Below are 17,127 nucleotides of genomic sequence, written 5' to 3'. Positions count from 1 at the left end.
TCGCTCGACTTGCATGTATTAGGCACGCCGCCAGCGTTCGTCCTGAGCCAGGATCAAACTCTCCAAGAAAGTTGATTTAGCTCGAATGTTACGTTGGCTTCATTTCAAAAGAAATGAATATTATTGTTTGTTGACGTTTTTGTTTGTTTAGTTTTCAAAGATCAATATTTCTCAAGCACCGCTCAGAAGCGACTTTATTAATATATCATAGCGTGTTACATATTGTCAACACCTTTTTCAAAACCGTCATCCACGAAAAGTTTTAAGCAATCATTTCGCAGCGACGGTTATTAATATACCAAGTATCTAGAAAAAGGTCAATATGTTTTTTGTTTTTTTACGATCATTTTTTATTAACGCGATAACATCTGTGAAAAATTCCTGCCCCTTTTGTCTCCACATTCACTACTTCTACTAAATGTTTATCAATTAAATATTCAAGAAGCACAGCCATATCAACAGAATAAGGGATTAATTCTTTTTCATTCATGATTTCATTAAATGACCAAAATTCCTTCTCACCAAGAATATCTAATAAATGAGTAGAACCAATTTTAGTTCTGGAATGAATCATAAACTCACTGGCAAGGAAGAGTAATTCTAATCTCTTTTCAAGCGTTTCTTCACTATTGACAAGTTCTTCATAAAGTTTAAAGATTTCCGGCTCAATTTGCTTTACCTGGTGCCAAACCGTTAATTCCGGATGGAGTCCATTTTCAATAATGGCCAATCTTGCTAAATGGTGCAAAGAGTGAACAACATAGTTGTAGGCATCTAAATATAGATGATTTTCAAATAACGCTTTTCCATCCACATACCGCCGAATTAATTTGGCAAATTCCATCCCCATTTTAATTTTTCTTCCGTAAAAGGGAAATTCCCGCAGCTCTTTTTTTAAATTTACTACATATTCATTACGATCAAATAAAATTCTAGCATCATCGATCCATTCAAATATCTTCCGATTCGAACCAAGTAAAATCCATTCCTTCAATAAATCCTCAACTATTATATGCATGGCCGCTTTTTTGTCTTGATAAGTATAATGCTTTATAAGTAACGGCTTTTCTGCCTCTTTTACAATAATCAAGAGAATATCGTCAAATGAGTCGGTTGTATGGCTTGATTTTTGTTTTTTCTCCACCATCAAAACTCCAAGAGTATTGGCTTGGCTTGCTCTTTCTTGATAAATCGGCCGAAGGATATCTTCCATTCTTAATTCCTCCATTTTTTTCAGGTAGCATAATATTTTCGACAATAACACGAAAACTCCTTCTTAAAATTGAGACAAATTTCGACATTTCTTTCCCGTAGTAATTTTTCTATTTTCATAAATATGGTATAGTTTCATTAGGAGGGGTAATATGGCTAAATATTCAAGTAAAATAAATAAAATAAGAACCTTTGCACTAGCTTTAATCTTTATTGGATTCATTGTTATGTACGGAGGAATTTATTTTCGAACTTCACCACTTATTATGACCATCTTTATGCTTTTTGGTCTTCTTTTTATTATAGCAAGCACGGTTGTTTATTTTTGGATTGGAATGTTATCAACGAAAACCATTCAAGTAAAATGTCCCAGCTGTGGCAAACCTACAAAAATGCTAGGCCGGGTGGATATGTGCATGTATTGTCGTGAGCCTCTAACCCTTGATCAAAACCTCGAAGGAAAAGAATTCGACGAATCCTATAATAGAAAATCAAGAAAATAAACAATGGGTGTCCACTTAAAAAGGACACCTTTTTCATAAGGATGTTTTAAAAAACAATGTTAATTTTTAAAACAAAGTTGATTGGAGCGGAAGGCGCGAAGACTCCTGCGGGAGTACGAGGCTCCCCGGCACGCCCGCGGAAAGCGAAGCGCCTGGAGCGGAAATCATCGGACAATTTAAGAATCATACACAAAAAAGGGTGTGCCCTTAAAAGTTTATACTTTTGGGACACCCTCTTTTCCATAAAAAAAGAACCAATTCCTTCGAATTAGTTCTTTTACTTTTATTTAATGAACTTCTTTACCGGAACATTCCGGACAGGTTCCGTATATTTCCATACGGTGATTATCTACTTTAAAGCCTGTTACATGTGAAGCCAAATGTTCCACTTCATCTAAGCCCGGATAGTGAAAATCGACAATTTTTCCACAACTTTCACAAATAACATGGTAATGCTGTGTGGTTATAAAATCAAAACGACTAGAGGCATCACCATACGTTAATTCGTTGACAAGACCAACCTCACGAAATACTCGTAAATTATTGTAAACCGTCGCCACACTCATATTAGGGAATTTCCCTTCTAAAGCTTTATAAATTTCATCTGCAGTAGGATGTGACATTGAGTTTATTAAATATTCAAGTATCGCATGACGTTGCGGAGTAATTCTTACCCCTGTATCCTTCAAGGTATCCAACGCTTCTTTTAGCTGGTTCATCGCCATGCACCTCTTTTCTAAAAAATATTATTAAATTGTAATTGTTATAATTAGTTTACTAATTTATTTATACTTTTGTCAATATCGATACCTCACAAATGGGTGCCCTTTTGATCAAGCATGTAAGGTTTGCTCTTTTTGTCCAATCTGATGGTTCACATACCTCGCTGTTACAAACAACAGGTCCGAGAGCCGATTTAAGTAGGCCAAAACAAGCGGATTCACATCTTCCCCAAGTGTTACAGCACATCTTTCAGCACGTCTTGCCGTGGTTCTGGCTACATGAAAGGCAGCTCCTGCGGGATGTCCCCCTGGTAAAATAAAATTGGTTAATGGAGGGAGAACTTCATTCCATTCGTCGATTTGTTTTTCCATCTCTTCAATATCAGCACTAGAAAGGGACCATTTTACTTCCTTTCCTTTTGGTGTAGCTAATTCTGCACCGACATGAAATAGATTTGTTTGTATTTTATGATACGCTTTTTCAATTATTTCTTTCCCTTGAAAAATTTCCTTGTTTAAATAGCTTAGTGCAAGCCCAATCATCGAATTGGTTTCATCACAGGTTCCGTAAGCTTCGACGCGCAGGTCGTTTTTAGCCACTCTTTGACCGTAAATTAACGAGGTAGTTCCTTTGTCCCCTGTTTTTGTATAAATTTTCATTCCTTGTACCCCCTTTTAATCCTGTTTTATATGTATGATGTAATATCTAAAAAAAACAATTCGTTATGAATACTTCTATAAACATATTATAAAGCTTGCAATCATGATTGAATAGAATGGCATAAAAAAAGGGGTCACTATGGACCCGAAATTTTTATCTGAGGAGGTATGCCCTAATAAAATGATATTCAATCCTTGTATTATTGCATTGGACAAATGCCTTTACTGATGAAAATAGGCTTGAAATTGAAATAAAATTATTTAAGATTTTCCCGTATGTAGGTTAATGCTGCATCTACATGGCCTTTTACTTGCACCTTTCTCCATTCCTTCGCCAATTTTCCTTGTTTATCAATGATGAAGGTTGAACGTTCAATCCCCATATACTCTTTTCCAAAGTTCTTCTTTAACTTCCATACATCAAAGCTTTCGGCGACTGCATGCTCTGTATCCGCAAGAAGTAAAAATGGCAGTCCGTATTTCTCGATAAATTTTTGATGCTTATCAATCGGATCTGGACTGATTCCTAATATTACAGCATCTACATCTGTAAAGTCTTGAATCCGATCACGAAAATCACAAGCTTCTGTCGTACATCCCGGGGTCATATCTTTTGGATAAAAATAAACAACGACATTTGTTCCGCGGAAATCCGATAATTTTACTTTTTCACCATTACTGGCCTCTAACTCAAAATCCGGCGCAGTTACACCCAATTCTACAGTCATTAAAAACACCTCAATTCATTCGTCTATATTGATAGACTATCCAATCACAGGAAACAATGCAAACGATAATCATTTCTCCCGATTAAGCATCGCTCTTGCCACAAATGCCGCAGGAAGGGTATAGCCGATTAATGCTTCTGTTACCGCAATGATTCTTCCAAGCCCCAAAGGAATAATGTCTCCGTTTCCAACTGAGAACAACATCATCGCACTAAAGTAAAAACTGGATTCAAATATATTATTCCCGTGTTCATGATTGATTTCTTTGAGTAGTGGTATACCCTTTAGCTCAAAAAGCACATAAATCAAACCATAACCGATGATAACAGTTAAATAAATGCACCCAAGGTATAAGAAATTTTCTACCGAAACAAATTTCCCTTTTACTGTATTCGGAACAAAGAGAGTTTTTAAACTCATAAAAATACAAAACACCACAATTGGAAGCAAGAAATAGATCATATTTAATCACCCTTTATCTCGGAACATCCATTACCTCCATTCTATGCAGGCTTGGCCCATAAAATATCAAAAACCAGACATTTTGCCTGGTTTTCTCCAAATGTATTTAATTCCCTGCTCCCCGATATTTTTTTACGCCTTGATTCCAAAGCAGAATGGACAGAGCGAAAAAGATTACACCGACTACTGGGGTTAAAAAGGCATAAACGAACCATTCCTTTTTTCCAAGAAAATACGCCGCCGGATACACTCCCACAAAGGCAAATGGAAGAACCCATGTTAACACAAAACGAATAATTTTATTGTAAATATCAACAGGATAACGGCCATAATTACTAATATTGTACATCATCGGCATAAGCGAAGTTCTTGCATCCGCCCAAAAACTGATGCAGGCGATCATGATAAAAACTCCCCCATAAACGAGGGCACCGCCAACGACAAAAATCAGGAACAAGAAGGGATCATACCATTTCACCTCAAGACCGAGTTTAACCCCCGAATAAAACATTACAGCAAGACCGGTAATAGCACCTAATAACGATTCGAGTTCGATTCTCTCAAGAATAATTTGAAAAAGGCTGTGAATCGGTCTCGTTAAAATCCGGTCCAGCTCCCCTTTCACAATATAGCGTTCGTTAAAATCCCAGATATTAAAGAAGGCTGAAAAAACAGCATACGGAACAAGGAAAAAGCCATAAATAAAAATGATTTCATCTTTATTCCAGCCATTTAACAGACTCGTATGTCCGAACACAACTAAAATAAAAACGAGATTGATGGCTTGCGAAAGCAAATCTGAGAAAAACTCCACAAATAAATCCGCACGATATTGAAATCTTGTCTTTAAATATTGAGAAATATATTGAAAAAACATGGATGTGTAAAACACTTGCTTACCCCCCTTGTATGATTAGCTGTTTTTTTGCCACAGACCACAGGAACTGAATAGGGATAATTAAGATCACTACCCAGAGGAACTGTTGAAAGATAGCTTCCATTGCTTGAGAATGAGAAAAACCGCCAGTAAAAATCATACTTGGTATATAGCTAATCCCCTGAAAAGGAAGATATTTCATGACTCCCTGCGCCCAGCCCGGGAAAAAGCTGATGGGAAGAAGGAGACCGGAAAATAAATCAATAACCACTCGTTTAGCCCGAATCAATCCAGCATTATTATATAAGAAGAAGGTAGTAATTCCTGTTAGTAAATTCAGTTGTGTATTAATAAGAAAACTTAATATCGTAGATAACGCAAATAACCCCCAAATCCCCGGGTCCCAAGTGAATTTAATTGGAAAAATAAACGAAACAATGATCAAACCTGGAATCGAGAAAAAGAAAAGCCGAAAAATCCCTTCTCCCAATCCCTGCATCGTTTTCATGCCAAGATAGCTGTAGGGACGAATTAATTCAATGGCCACTTTTCCTTCCATAATTTCAAGCGCCATTTCCCGGTCAAGATTATTAAAGTAAAAGGCACGGGCCATCCATGAAACGGCAACATAGGTAGTCATTTGCACAACGGAAAGGCCTTCAATATGCTCCTTTGACCCATATATAGCAGACCATAAAAAATAATAGGCACCAATATTAATACTGTAAATTACAATTCCCGTATAATAATTAGTCCGGTAGGCAAGCATCATTAAAAAACGGATGCGAATCATTTCAAGATATTTATCCAAGTTTAATTGCCCCCTTCTACTTCCACCGTACCTTTTTCATAAATATTACGGATAATTTCTTCTGTAGAAATTTCATTAATTTTAATATCCTTAATTTTAAAAGCGCTGACTACTTTGGCGATTAATTGAGAAATTAGTTCCTCCTTGTCCTCTATATTGGCAATATAGATGGCACCCTTTTCGTCTAACTCCCATTTAACTGGAAGCCCCTTCGTCACCTCTGTAAGTTTCGCAATTTCAATTTTTTCAAGAAATTGAAATTGCAATTCTTTCCCTTCTCCCCATGTTTCCTTAAGGTTTCTAAGAGCACCGTCATAAATGATTTTTCCCTCATCGAGCATAATCACCCGTTCACAAAGCGCTTCAATATCAGACAAATCATGTGTTGTTAAGAGGATGGTTGTATTGTATTTCTCATTAATTTCCTTTAAAAATTCCCGGATTTTTAATTTAACCAGCACGTCAAGCCCAATCGTCGGTTCATCTAAAAACAATAATGGCGGATTGTGAATGAGTGCTGCGGCGAGTTCACATCTCATTCTTTGGCCCAATGATAATTTCCTTACTGGTTTATCTAATAGCGGTTCAATATCCAATGTTTTAATTACGTGTCCCATATGGTTGTCGTAATCTTCGTCCGATACTTTGTAGACTTTTTTCAAAAGACGAAAGGATTCTTGAACGGCGATATCCCACCAAAGCTGTGAGCGCTGGCCAAAAACAACACCAATTGTCTGGACAAATTTCTCCCGCTCCTTATGCGGGTTCATTCCATTGACGGTGATTTGGCCGGACGTTGGAGTTAAAATCCCTGTCAGCATTTTAATGGTCGTCGATTTTCCTGCTCCATTTTCGCCAATATATCCAACCATTTCTCCCTGTTTTACAGAGAAGTGGATATCATTGACTGCAGGAACCACTTTATAATTACGGGTAAAAAGATCTCGGAAGGCACCTTTTAACCCCGTTCGGCTTGAATACGCTTTAAACTCTTTTCGTAATTTTTTAACTTCTATTGCATTCTCCATAGATCTTCCTCCTGAAACTTTCCCTAATGTGTTAGTTTAGCCAAATCACAGCACTAAAACAACCGTTCTGCTTGATTTTAGGATTGATTTTATAAGGGGAACCGGCTTGATCCCCAAACTCCTTATGGTTTGTGGTTTCAGTCGCTTAGACCCCCAATTGGCTACCCCTAGGTTATTGCCCCTTCGAGCTGGTTACACCCGAAAAAGGATAAAGAAAGGCGGGTTCATTGCCCGTCCGACTTTGTTTCACCTGTTAAAGGGAATAGGAACTCTGGTTCATTGCCCGTTCCAGCTGGTTTCATCCGAAAAAGGGAAAAGAAACTTGTGTTCATTGCCCGTCCGACTTTGTTTCACCTTTTAAAGGGAAAAGGGACTCTGATTCATTGCCCTTCCGTGCTAGTTTCACCCGAAAAAGGGAAGAGGAGATCTAGTTCATTGCCCTTCCGTGCTAGTTTCACCGGAAAAAGGGAAAAGGAACTCTGGTTCATTGCCCTTCCGTGCTAGTTTCACCGGAAAAAGGGAAAAGGAACTCTGGTTCATTGCCCTTCCGTGCTAGTTTCACCGGAAAAAGGGAAAAGGAACTCTGATTCATTGCCCCTCCGTGCTGGTTTCACCCGAAAATGGGAAAAGGAACTCTGATTCATTGCCCTTCCGTGCTGGTTTCACCGGAAAAAGGGAAAAGGAACTCTGATTCATTGCCCGTTCCAGCTTGTTTCATCCGAAAAAGGAAATAGGAACTCTGGTTCATTGCCCGTTCCAGCTGGTTTTATCCGAAAATGGGAAAAGAAACCTTCTTTCGGTTGCACAGACCCCTATTGGCAACCGAACCCCCAATGCTGTTTCATTTTTATCACAATCCGCCAATCCAATGATCAAAAAAACAGCAGGAAAACACTAAAATAAGTGATAAAATAAGAAAGAATCGAATTTCAGGAGGAAAAAAAATGCAATTTACTAATTCAGAACGAATACATAGTGAAGCGCTTGAACACATTGTTGGCGGTGTAAACAGCCCGTCCCGTTCCTACAAAGCTGTAGGCGGCGGTGCCCCAGTGGTTATGGAACGCGGTCAAGGCGCTTATTTTTGGGATGTCGATGGCAACCAGTATATCGATTTTTTAGCAGCATACGGCCCCATTATCACTGGCCATGCCCACCCACATATTACCAAGGCAATCAAACATGCAGCTGAAACAGGCGTACTTTATGGTACTCCTACACCCCATGAGGTAAAGCTTGCAAAAATGCTGAAGGAAGCCATTCCATCAATGGATAAAGTCCGCTTCGTCAATTCCGGAACCGAAGCGGTTATGACAACCATTCGCGTAGCGCGTGCCTACACAGGAAGGGATAAAATTATTAAATTTGCCGGTTGTTATCACGGCCACTCTGATTTGGTCCTTGTTGCAGCAGGATCCGGACCTTCCACTCTAGGAACACCTGATTCAGCCGGAGTGCCAAAAAGTATCGCTCAAGAAGTCATAACTGTTCCATTTAATGAGATTGAGCCACTTAAAGAAGCATTAGAAAAATGGGGCGACCAAATTGCGGCAGTACTAGTAGAACCGATTGTCGGTAACTTCGGGATTGTAGAACCAAAACCGGGCTTCCTACAGCAGGTGAATGATTTAACGCATTCAGCCGGTGCTCTTGTCATCTATGATGAAGTCATCACGGCGTTTCGTTTCATGTATGGCGGTGCACAAGACCTTTTAGGAATCCAACCTGATTTGACTGCACTTGGGAAAATTATCGGCGGAGGTCTGCCAATCGGAGCCTATGGCGGACGTAAAGAAATTATGGAGAAAGTGGCACCGCTTGGCCCTGCCTATCAAGCTGGAACAATGGCAGGAAATCCCGCTTCAATGCTATCCGGAATCGCATGCCTTGAAGTGTTAAAACAAGAAGGAATCTATGATTATTTAGACAGATTAGGAGCGAAGCTCGAAGAGGGAATTTTAGCGGCAGCAAAGGAACACGGAGTTTCAATCACGATCAATCGATTAAAAGGAGCTTTAACCGTTTATTTTACAACAGAAAAAGTTGAAAATTACGAGCAGGCGGAAAACACCGATGGCGAGACATTTGCCAAGTTTTTCAAGCTTATGCTTCACCAGGGCATTAATCTCGCACCTTCTAAATATGAAGCATGGTTCTTAACCATCGCTCATACAGTAGAAGATGTTGAAGCAACCTTACACGCGGTTCACAATGCATTTTCCTCACTTCACAATGAATAATTATACATTTTTTATACACAGAAAGGGAGTATTTTCCACTCCCTTTTTCTTAAAAACCCCATGAAAACGTTTACAACTACATATTACCATCTCAATTCGATATGATTCTAATCTAATTTTGATATACAATTTTCTGTATATTTATTTGATTTCTGAAAATTCATATGATACTATAAGATTATTAATTTTCCCTTTTTGTTAATACCTCAGTAAAGTGGTAAACCACAAATACTTTTCACGATTATAGAAATTTCATAGGAGGTGAATCGGCTTTAGAGGACACCCTTTTGAAGCCCGACCACGATGACACAAAAATATAATCCTTCCATTTTTAAAGATTTCCACAAACATGAACACGATTCATGTGGTATTGTTGCCTGCCTTGAAAAAAGCAAGATTCCGACAAGAAAGAATATCTTCGATTGTATCAATGCTCTCGTAACAATGAATCACCGGGCCGGCTTTATTAACGGCGAAGGCGATGGCGTTGGTATTCATATGGATATTCCTGTAGCCCTTTGGAAAGAGAAATTACAAAACGCCGGAATTGATCCCAAGCTTGCTGAAAAAGAGGAGTTTGCCGTTGGGCATGTTTTTATCAGTCAAAAAACAAACTGGAATTCTACTAAAAATGAATTACTTCAAAAACTTGCAAAATATGAATTAGAATTGATTTTCGAAACAACAGAAGTTACAGACCCTTCTGCACTTGGACCCATTGCCATCCAGGAAAACCCTGTTTTCTGGCAATTTGCATGTCTTTCTAAAAAAAGCGGCCAAGAATTAACAAAGGTCCTATTTGAGGCATTAGTTGATTTTGAAATCAACGATCATATCCATGTTGCATCACTTAGTCAGAGTCATGTAGTTTACAAAGTCATGGGAGCAGGTGATATTCTCCCGCGTTATTATCAGGACCTGGCGAACCCGCTTGCTGCTTCAACGATCACTTTGGGGCACAATCGTTACTCAACAAATACCCTTTCTAGCTTCTTCAGAGTCCAGCCATTTAGTGTACTCGGACATAATGGTGAAATCAATACAATTGCTAAGCTTCGGGATGAAGCGAGAATGATTGGGATTCCGCTTGTAAAGGACGGCAGTGATTCACAAGATTTAAGCAGGACAATGGAAACCTTAATCTCAAGGGATGGATATTCTTTATTCGAAGCCATGGATCTTCTATTCCCGCCAATTATTAATGAAATTAAAGCCTATCCGGAAAAACTGCAGGATTTATATACGTACCTTCGCGAAGCTTGGGGACATTACGCACAGGGTCCTGCCGGAATCATCTCAAGATATGGCGATGAAGCTGTATTTAGTGTGGATGCACTTGGTCTCAGACCGCTTTGGATGCTTGAAACGGAAACATCCTATCTGTTCTCTTCAGAACCAGGGATTATTCCTTCAAGCGAATATGTAAATGATCCAAAACCCCTTGCACCTGGTGAAAAAGTTGGCTTTAAATGGCATGGAGATCAATTGGATGTTTATGAGCAAAATCGTTTCCAAAATGAAGTGTATAATCGAATCTCTAAGCGGTTAACGATTGCAAGCTCACGGAATCGATTACAAGCACCTAGCTTAAATAAAACAGTAACCATGAATTATCCGGATAAAATCCATAATGGACAATATAAGGCTTTCGGATGGGAACGTGACCATATCCAATTAATCGAACAAATGGCAGAAAAAGGGGTTGAGCCAATCCGTTCATTAGGTCATGATGCACCACTAGCAGCTTTAAACCCTGAACGAAAAAATATCGCTGATTACTTTAAAGAAAGTGTAGCAGTTGTTACAAATCCTGCGATTGACCGAGACCGTGAAACAGAACATTTTTCAACACGTGTGGTAATTGGCAAACGCCCTTCTCTTTTCGTAAAAGAGGAAACGAATACCGTTCTGGAACTAATCACTCCTGTCCTAGTAGAAGGAAAAGCAGGTTTTAATTGTTCTGGAGAAATCGGACAGCCAAGCTTTGACCAAGTGATTCAATATTTTAATGAACAAAAACTAGCATCGTTTATCTCAACGACCTTCCGTAAAGATGAAGAAATCAACTTGGCACTTGAAAGACTTGCCTCTGAAGCGGTTCAGGCTGTTCAATCGGGAAAAACATTACTTGTTCTCGATGATGCCAAAGCACATCAAGAGGATTTCTATTGGATTGATCCGCATTTAGTAACTTCAGCAATCGATCAGGCATTGGTAAAAGCTGAACTGAGAAGAGACTGCTCTTTAGTTTTACGTTCTGCTGCTATCCGTTCCTTGCACGATATTATCACTGTTTTAGGTTTAGGCGCTGATTTAATTAGTCCTTACTACATGTTTATGACTGTTCTCGATGAATCGACTAAGCCATTGACCAATTTGTACAGTGCATTAACAAAAGGGCTGGAAAAAGTAATTTCAACCATTGGGATTCATGAGTTGCGTGGTTATGGAAGGTTGTTCTCAAGTATCGGTCTTCACGAAGATATCGCAAAAGTTTTAAATATTGTAAACTTCTTTGGTTCAAAGGAACTCGAATTTGGTTTCGAGGCAATGAAACTGGAGGCATATTCTAGGGCTGAAGATTACCAGAATGAAAAGGAAAGAGTCGGAAAGACCTTCCACCTCTTCCCGCGGATTTGGAAAGCAATCGGTGAAGTAGCCGCAACCGGTGATTACAATGTGTACCGCGATAAAATTTCAGAGCAGGAGTTGGAAAATCCAACGACTATTCGCCACTTGGCTGGCTTAAAAGCATCGAATCATCCAATTTCACCAGATGAAGTGGATATTCGTGTAGGCGATCATGATTTACCGTTTTTAATTTCATCCATGTCATTCGGTTCGCAGAATGAAATTGCCTTTAGAGCATATGCAGAAGGCGCTGACCGTTTAAATATGGTGAGCTTAAATGGTGAAGGCGGGGAAATTAAAGATATGCTTGGTAAATACCCAAAAACACGGGGACAGCAAATCGCTTCCGGTCGTTTTGGAGTAAATGCCGAACTGTTAAACTCTTCGAACCTGTTAGAAATTAAAATTGGTCAGGGTGCAAAACCTGGTGAAGGCGGACATTTACCTGGCTCAAAGGTAACAGCAAAGGTTGCTGCTGCACGTAATGCAACATTAGGCTCTGATTTGATTTCGCCATCAAACAACCATGATATTTATTCGATTGAAGATTTGGCGCAAATGATTCTAGAATTAAAAACAGCAAACGATCAGGCGAAAATTGCTGTTAAAGTTCCTGTTGTTCCAAATATCGGTACAATTGCAGTTGGAATTGCAAAAGCCGGCGCAGATATTATTACACTAAGTGGTTTTGACGGTGGCACAGGTGCCGCAAGAATTCATGCCCTACAGCATGTTGGCTTACCAGTAGAAATTGGCGTAAAAGCAGCACATAACGCCCTATTGGAAAGCGGACTCCGCCATAAAGTTGAAATTTGGGCAGATGGCGGTATGAAAAGTGCAATGGATGTAATCAAAATCATGCTTCTAGGGGCAAATCGTGTTGGCTTTGGAACATTAGCCATGCTGTCAATCGGCTGTACTACTTGCCGCGGTTGCCATTTGGATACTTGTCATGTTGGGATTGCAACTCAAATTGAATCAGAGGTTCAAGCAAAGGAACATGGACTAAGACGTTTTGTTCCACGTCAATTTGATTTAGCCGTACAAGGAATCATGAATCTTTTCACTGCTTTCGGTCAGGAATTAAAGGTACTTGCAGCCTCCCTTGGAATTCGTGATCTGCAGGAAGCAGTCGGCCGCTCAGATTTATTAGTACAAACAAGCGGACACCAAAACTTAGACCTTTCCTATTTGCTAAAAACACTTGAAATCAGTCAATTTACGAAAACAGAGGTTTCAAAAACAATTGCTGAAGCTCAAATGCAGGTAGCCGTTGGGGCAGAATATCTTGATGCAAGCATTGATCAATTGCATAGTTCCCGTGAGTTTGAAAGTGTTACATCAGAGCAAAGGGTTTTAGGAAGCCGTGTTTCCTGCCACCGTGTTAGAGGCAGACTTGATGGTTCATACAAACAGTTAAAACCTGTACAGTTGAAGTATCGCGAAGGTTCCATTCCAGGAAATGGCTTAGGTGCATATAACAGCGAAGGCATCGTAATAACCGTTAATGGCGGCGGTCAAGATGGTGTTGGTAAGACATCCTTCGGAGGTAATATTCAAATCCTGAAATCGAAGGGCAAGAATGGCCGTTATTACAATGGCTCAGTTGGAAAAGGCTTTGGGTATGGTGCCCAAAAAGGACTTTTAATTGCACAGGGTAATGCTGATGCCCGTGCTGGAATTCGTCTGTCAGGAGCTGATTTAATCATCGGCGGTTCAGTAAAAAAACAAATTCCTGTGCAGGAAAATGGCAATATTGGCTCCAATGCAAACATTAAGGGATTTGCCTTTGAATATATGACAAATGGCCGTGGTCTTGTTTTGGGAGACCCAGGTCCATGGATTTGCGCTGGTATGACTGGTGGTGTAGTCTATACACGCCTTCAGCCTGAAATGGGATTAACAAAAGAGGCGATTCAAAGAAGAATTGCCAAAGGGGCTAAAGTCTCTGTTAACCCATTAAATGAAAATGGAAAAAATGATGTGAATGAACTTTTAGGCCAATACATCAGCTTACTTGAGAATGATGGCCAGGTTGAAGAAGCAAAACAGCTTCAATCCCTTCTAGCTAATTTGGAAGACCATTTCGTGCAAATTGTTCCGGTTAAAGAGCAAGCAGATCCATCCGTTTCAACAGAATGATTCAAAAGGAAAAACCATCCGCAAATCGCGGATGGTTTTTTTGTAGAAATTTCTTACATAAAATTCATATTAAATCTCTTGATTATATGTTTTAATCCATGTATAGTCTTTTATTGTTTCACATTGAACAAACTAGTATTAGATAATTTTTTGAAAGGAATTTATGCTTTTATGAAGTTAGGCGCCCGCATTTTAAAAACGGGAATAGCAATCATTTTGTCCCTTTATCTTGGTCAGCTGCTGCATTCGCCATCACCGGTATTTGCCGGCATCTCTGCCATTTTTGCGATTCAGCCAACCATTTATCGTTCGTATTTAACCATTATTGAACAAATTCAAGGAAATATCATCGGGGCATTACTCGCGGTATTTTTCGTTCTTACATTAGGAAATCATTTTACCGTCATTGGATTAGCTGCCATTATTGCCATAAGTATCAATCTTAAGCTGAAACTGGAAAATACCATCGGTCTCTCCCTCGTCACATTGGTCTCGATTATGGAAACTACTGGCGGGAATTTCATTCCGTTTGCGGCCATCCGGTTCTCTACCATCATGATTGGGGTATTTTCAGCCTTTATAGTCAATTTAGTGTTTATGCCGCCAAAGTATGAAAGTAAGCTTTATTTTAAAATATCGAGCACCACCGAAGAATTAATCCGGTGGATTCGCTTAAGCACCCGGCATGACTTTGAACATCATCTGCTGAAAGAAGAGATTGAAAAGCTTAAAGATAGTCTCATTAAAATGGAACAGTTTTATGGGATGTACAAGGAAGAACATAATTATTTTAAGAAAAAAAACTTGGAAAAGTCACGCAAGCTGGTGGTTTACCGGCAAATGATTTTCACGGCCAAAAAAGGTGTCGATACCTTAAGAAAACTTCATCGCTTTGAAAATGAAATCCTCCTGCTGCCGGAACATTTTCAACAGGCGATTCAAGAGCAGCTGGATAACCTTATATACCACCACGAACAACTCATGCTCCGGTTTATTGGGAAAGTACCGGAACCTGCAACCGGTTCTGGAGGAAATGATTTTTTAAATAAAAAAGAGCTATATGACCTTTTTATCGCTCATCAAAGGGAATACACGGAACCAGATAATCCGCATCTTTATCATATCATGCAAATCACTGCATTTATTATTGACTACGGAGAACAACTTGAACATCTTGACACGTTAATCTCCAGCTTCTATTCCTATCATGATAATGAGGTTCCCATTGAAGAAAAAGGCCAGGAATAAAAAACCGAAGCAGATTTATGCTTCGGTTTTTTCCTTTTGGTCCAGCTGTTGAACCTGAAATAATTTATAATAATTCCCTTGTTTCGACATTAATTCTTCATGGCTTCCTATTTCGACAATTTCACCATGTTCGATGAGAACAATCCGATTGGCATGGGTAATCGTTGATAATCGGTGAGCAACAATAAAGGTAGTCCTGTCCTTTGCAAGCTCCTCAAGGGATTCTTGAATAAGATGTTCACTTTCCAAATCAAGGGCTGATGTTGCTTCATCCAAAATTAAGATAGGCGGATTCTTTAAGAATACACGGGCAATCGCAATTCGTTGTTTCTGGCCGCCAGAAAGCTTTACGCCCCTTTCCCCCACCCGTGTGTTATAGCCCTCTGTAAGATTTAAAATAAATTCATGAGCATTTGCCGCTTTCGCCGCTTGAATAACCTCTTCTTCTGAAGCATCTGGTTTTCCTAACAAAATATTTTCTTTCACCGATTCACTGAAAAGAATATTATCCTGAAAAACCACTCCAATTTTGTCTCGTAAGGATTGTACCTTAAAGTGACGGATATCAACCCCATCCAGTATGATTCTTCCTTCTGTTACATCATAAAACCTAGGGATTAAGCTTACGAAGGTTGATTTTCCACCGCCGCTCATCCCAACTAAGGCGATGGTCTCCCCCTTTTTAACATCTAAGGAAATATTCTTTAATACCTTCTCTTCTGTTTCTCCATACGAAAAATTAACTTTCTCGAATGAAAGATCTCCATTAACGGTTGTACAGTCAATGGCATTCGGTGCATCGACAATATCATATTTTTCATCCAGAAATTCAAACACACGGTCCATAGATGCGAAGGATTGAGTAATAGTTGTTGAAGAGTTAACCAATCTTCTTAATGGATTATATAGCTTATCGATATAAGCAAAAAAGGCCACCATTGTCCCTAAAGAAAGATCATGATGGATGACTAAATAGGCAGAATAACCAATGACAATTAAGGGGGCAATATCCGTAATCGTATTAACTGCAGAGAACGCCTTCGCATTCCAGCTTGTGTGCTGTAGTGCTTTTTCTAAAAAGTTCTTATTCTGCTTATCAAATTGAGTCTGCTCGTAGTCCTCAATCGCAAAGCTCTTAATGACAGGCATCCCTTGGACCCGTTCATGTAAATAGCTTTGGACCTCTGCAAGAGCCTGCGAACGAATTCTGGTAAATTTGCGCAGATTTCCAAAAAAGTATCTTACAGAAATAGCGTAAAGCGGGAATAGCAGGATGGAAACAATCGTCAGCTTCACATTCATCGAAAACATAATAATAATGGCAATGACAATGGTTGCAATATCCAACCATAGATTCATTAAACCGGAAATGACGAAGGTTTTCGTTTGCTCGACATCATTAATTACACGAGATATAATTTCACCAGCTCTTGTGTTCGCATAATATCTAAAGCTCAATTTCTGAATATGGGTATATAGCTGATCGCGGATATCATAGAGAATTTTACTTGAAGTCCATTGTGCAAAGTATTGCCGATAATATTCAATTGGCGGCCTAAGAATGACGAAAATAACAATCATTACTCCCAGCATGGTCATTAACTTATGAATTTTCGCCTCATCGGCTAATGAGTGATTATTAATAATATCATCAACCACGTATTTAATCAGCATTGGGATGATTAACGGGATTCCGAACTTTATAACCCCGATCATAATGGTTCCGAGGATTTGAACCCTGTATGGCTTAACAAACTGTAGGTACCTGCGTATACTATTCAAAGAATTCTCCCCTGTTCTACATATGCTTTTACATCCAAATAAAAACCTGTTGATGATTGTTTCAACAGGTCTAAAAGCATT

General features: G+C 39.2%; 13 protein-coding genes and 1 rRNA gene. 4 read left to right on the top strand and 10 right to left on the bottom strand.

All coding sequences use genetic code 11. The features are described from left to right. Both ACFQZ9_RS23820 and ACFQZ9_RS23815 read right to left on the bottom strand, forming a co-directional pair. Positions 1-69 (bottom strand): 16S ribosomal RNA (locus ACFQZ9_RS23820); the annotation flags it as partial. A 274-nt stretch (positions 70-343) separates the two neighbouring features. Next, a complete protein-coding gene (locus tag ACFQZ9_RS23815; RefSeq protein ID WP_498945819.1) occupies positions 344-1,213 on the bottom strand; it encodes a nucleotidyltransferase-like protein in 870 nt (289 codons plus the stop codon). A gap of 151 nt (positions 1,214-1,364) precedes the next feature. Between ACFQZ9_RS23815 and ACFQZ9_RS23810 the strand changes: the two genes are divergently transcribed. Further along, positions 1,365-1,715, top strand: coding sequence for a YgzB family protein (locus ACFQZ9_RS23810; protein WP_026573529.1), 351 nt, complete (start codon positions 1,365-1,367; stop codon positions 1,713-1,715). Positions 1,716-2,002: 287 nt separating this feature from the next. Here ACFQZ9_RS23810 and perR read toward each other — a convergent pair whose 3' ends face one another. The 7 genes from perR to ACFQZ9_RS23775 form a co-directional block, all read right to left on the bottom strand. After that, a complete protein-coding gene (gene perR, locus ACFQZ9_RS23805; RefSeq protein WP_498945818.1) occupies positions 2,003-2,440 on the bottom strand; it encodes a Fur family transcriptional regulator in 438 nt (145 codons plus the stop codon). A 108-nt stretch (positions 2,441-2,548) separates the two neighbouring features. Beyond that, entirely contained in the window at positions 2,549-3,097 is a 549-nt protein-coding gene (locus ACFQZ9_RS23800) for a cob(I)yrinic acid a,c-diamide adenosyltransferase (protein ID WP_198312101.1), read from the bottom strand. 257 nt (positions 3,098-3,354) lie between these two features. Next, positions 3,355-3,825 carry a thioredoxin-dependent thiol peroxidase gene (bcp, locus tag ACFQZ9_RS23795; protein WP_198312100.1) on the bottom strand — a complete coding sequence of 157 codons (471 nt, stop codon included), beginning with the start codon at positions 3,823-3,825 and terminating at the stop codon, positions 3,355-3,357. Positions 3,826-3,894: 69 nt separating this feature from the next. Then, a complete protein-coding gene (locus tag ACFQZ9_RS23790; RefSeq protein WP_498945817.1) occupies positions 3,895-4,245 on the bottom strand; it encodes an ion channel in 351 nt (116 codons plus the stop codon). A 148-nt stretch (positions 4,246-4,393) separates the two neighbouring features. Beyond that, on the bottom strand, positions 4,394-5,179 hold the full coding sequence (locus tag ACFQZ9_RS23785; protein WP_498945816.1) for an ABC transporter permease: 786 nt from the start codon (positions 5,177-5,179) through the stop codon (positions 4,394-4,396). A 4-nt stretch (positions 5,180-5,183) separates the two neighbouring features. Next, positions 5,184-5,975, bottom strand: coding sequence for an ABC transporter permease (locus ACFQZ9_RS23780; RefSeq protein WP_198312098.1), 792 nt, complete (start codon positions 5,973-5,975; stop codon positions 5,184-5,186). 2 nt (positions 5,976-5,977) lie between these two features. Continuing rightward, the gene (locus tag ACFQZ9_RS23775) at positions 5,978-7,003 is read right to left on the bottom strand and encodes an ABC transporter ATP-binding protein (protein WP_498945814.1); all 1,026 of its coding nucleotides are present in this window, start codon (positions 7,001-7,003) and stop codon (positions 5,978-5,980) included. A 944-nt stretch (positions 7,004-7,947) separates the two neighbouring features. On the opposite strand from ACFQZ9_RS23775, the gene ACFQZ9_RS23770 reads away from it, so the two are divergent. From ACFQZ9_RS23770 to ACFQZ9_RS23760, 3 genes are all read left to right on the top strand, one after another. Then, on the top strand, positions 7,948-9,243 hold the full coding sequence (locus tag ACFQZ9_RS23770; RefSeq protein ID WP_498945812.1) for a glutamate-1-semialdehyde 2,1-aminomutase: 1,296 nt from the start codon (positions 7,948-7,950) through the stop codon (positions 9,241-9,243). 303 nt (positions 9,244-9,546) lie between these two features. Then, the gene (locus ACFQZ9_RS23765) at positions 9,547-14,016 is read left to right on the top strand and encodes a glutamate synthase-related protein (RefSeq protein WP_498945810.1); all 4,470 of its coding nucleotides are present in this window, start codon (positions 9,547-9,549) and stop codon (positions 14,014-14,016) included. Between the two features lie 171 nt (positions 14,017-14,187). Then, a complete protein-coding gene (locus ACFQZ9_RS23760; RefSeq protein WP_498945809.1) occupies positions 14,188-15,264 on the top strand; it encodes an FUSC family protein in 1,077 nt (358 codons plus the stop codon). Between the two features lie 15 nt (positions 15,265-15,279). On the opposite strand, the gene ACFQZ9_RS23755 is transcribed toward ACFQZ9_RS23760, so the two are convergent. Then, positions 15,280-17,046: an ABC transporter ATP-binding protein gene (locus tag ACFQZ9_RS23755; RefSeq protein WP_498945807.1), complete on the bottom strand. Its 1,767-nt coding sequence runs from the start codon at positions 17,044-17,046 to the stop codon at positions 15,280-15,282. Positions 17,047-17,127 lie beyond the last annotated feature (81 nt).

This window comes from Neobacillus sp. GCM10027624 (assembly GCF_042675345.1).
GTDB classification, from domain to species: Bacteria; Bacillota; Bacilli; order Bacillales; family Cytobacillaceae; genus Neobacillus; species Neobacillus cucumis_D.
This window is presented reverse-complemented; position numbering and strand designations above follow the sequence as displayed.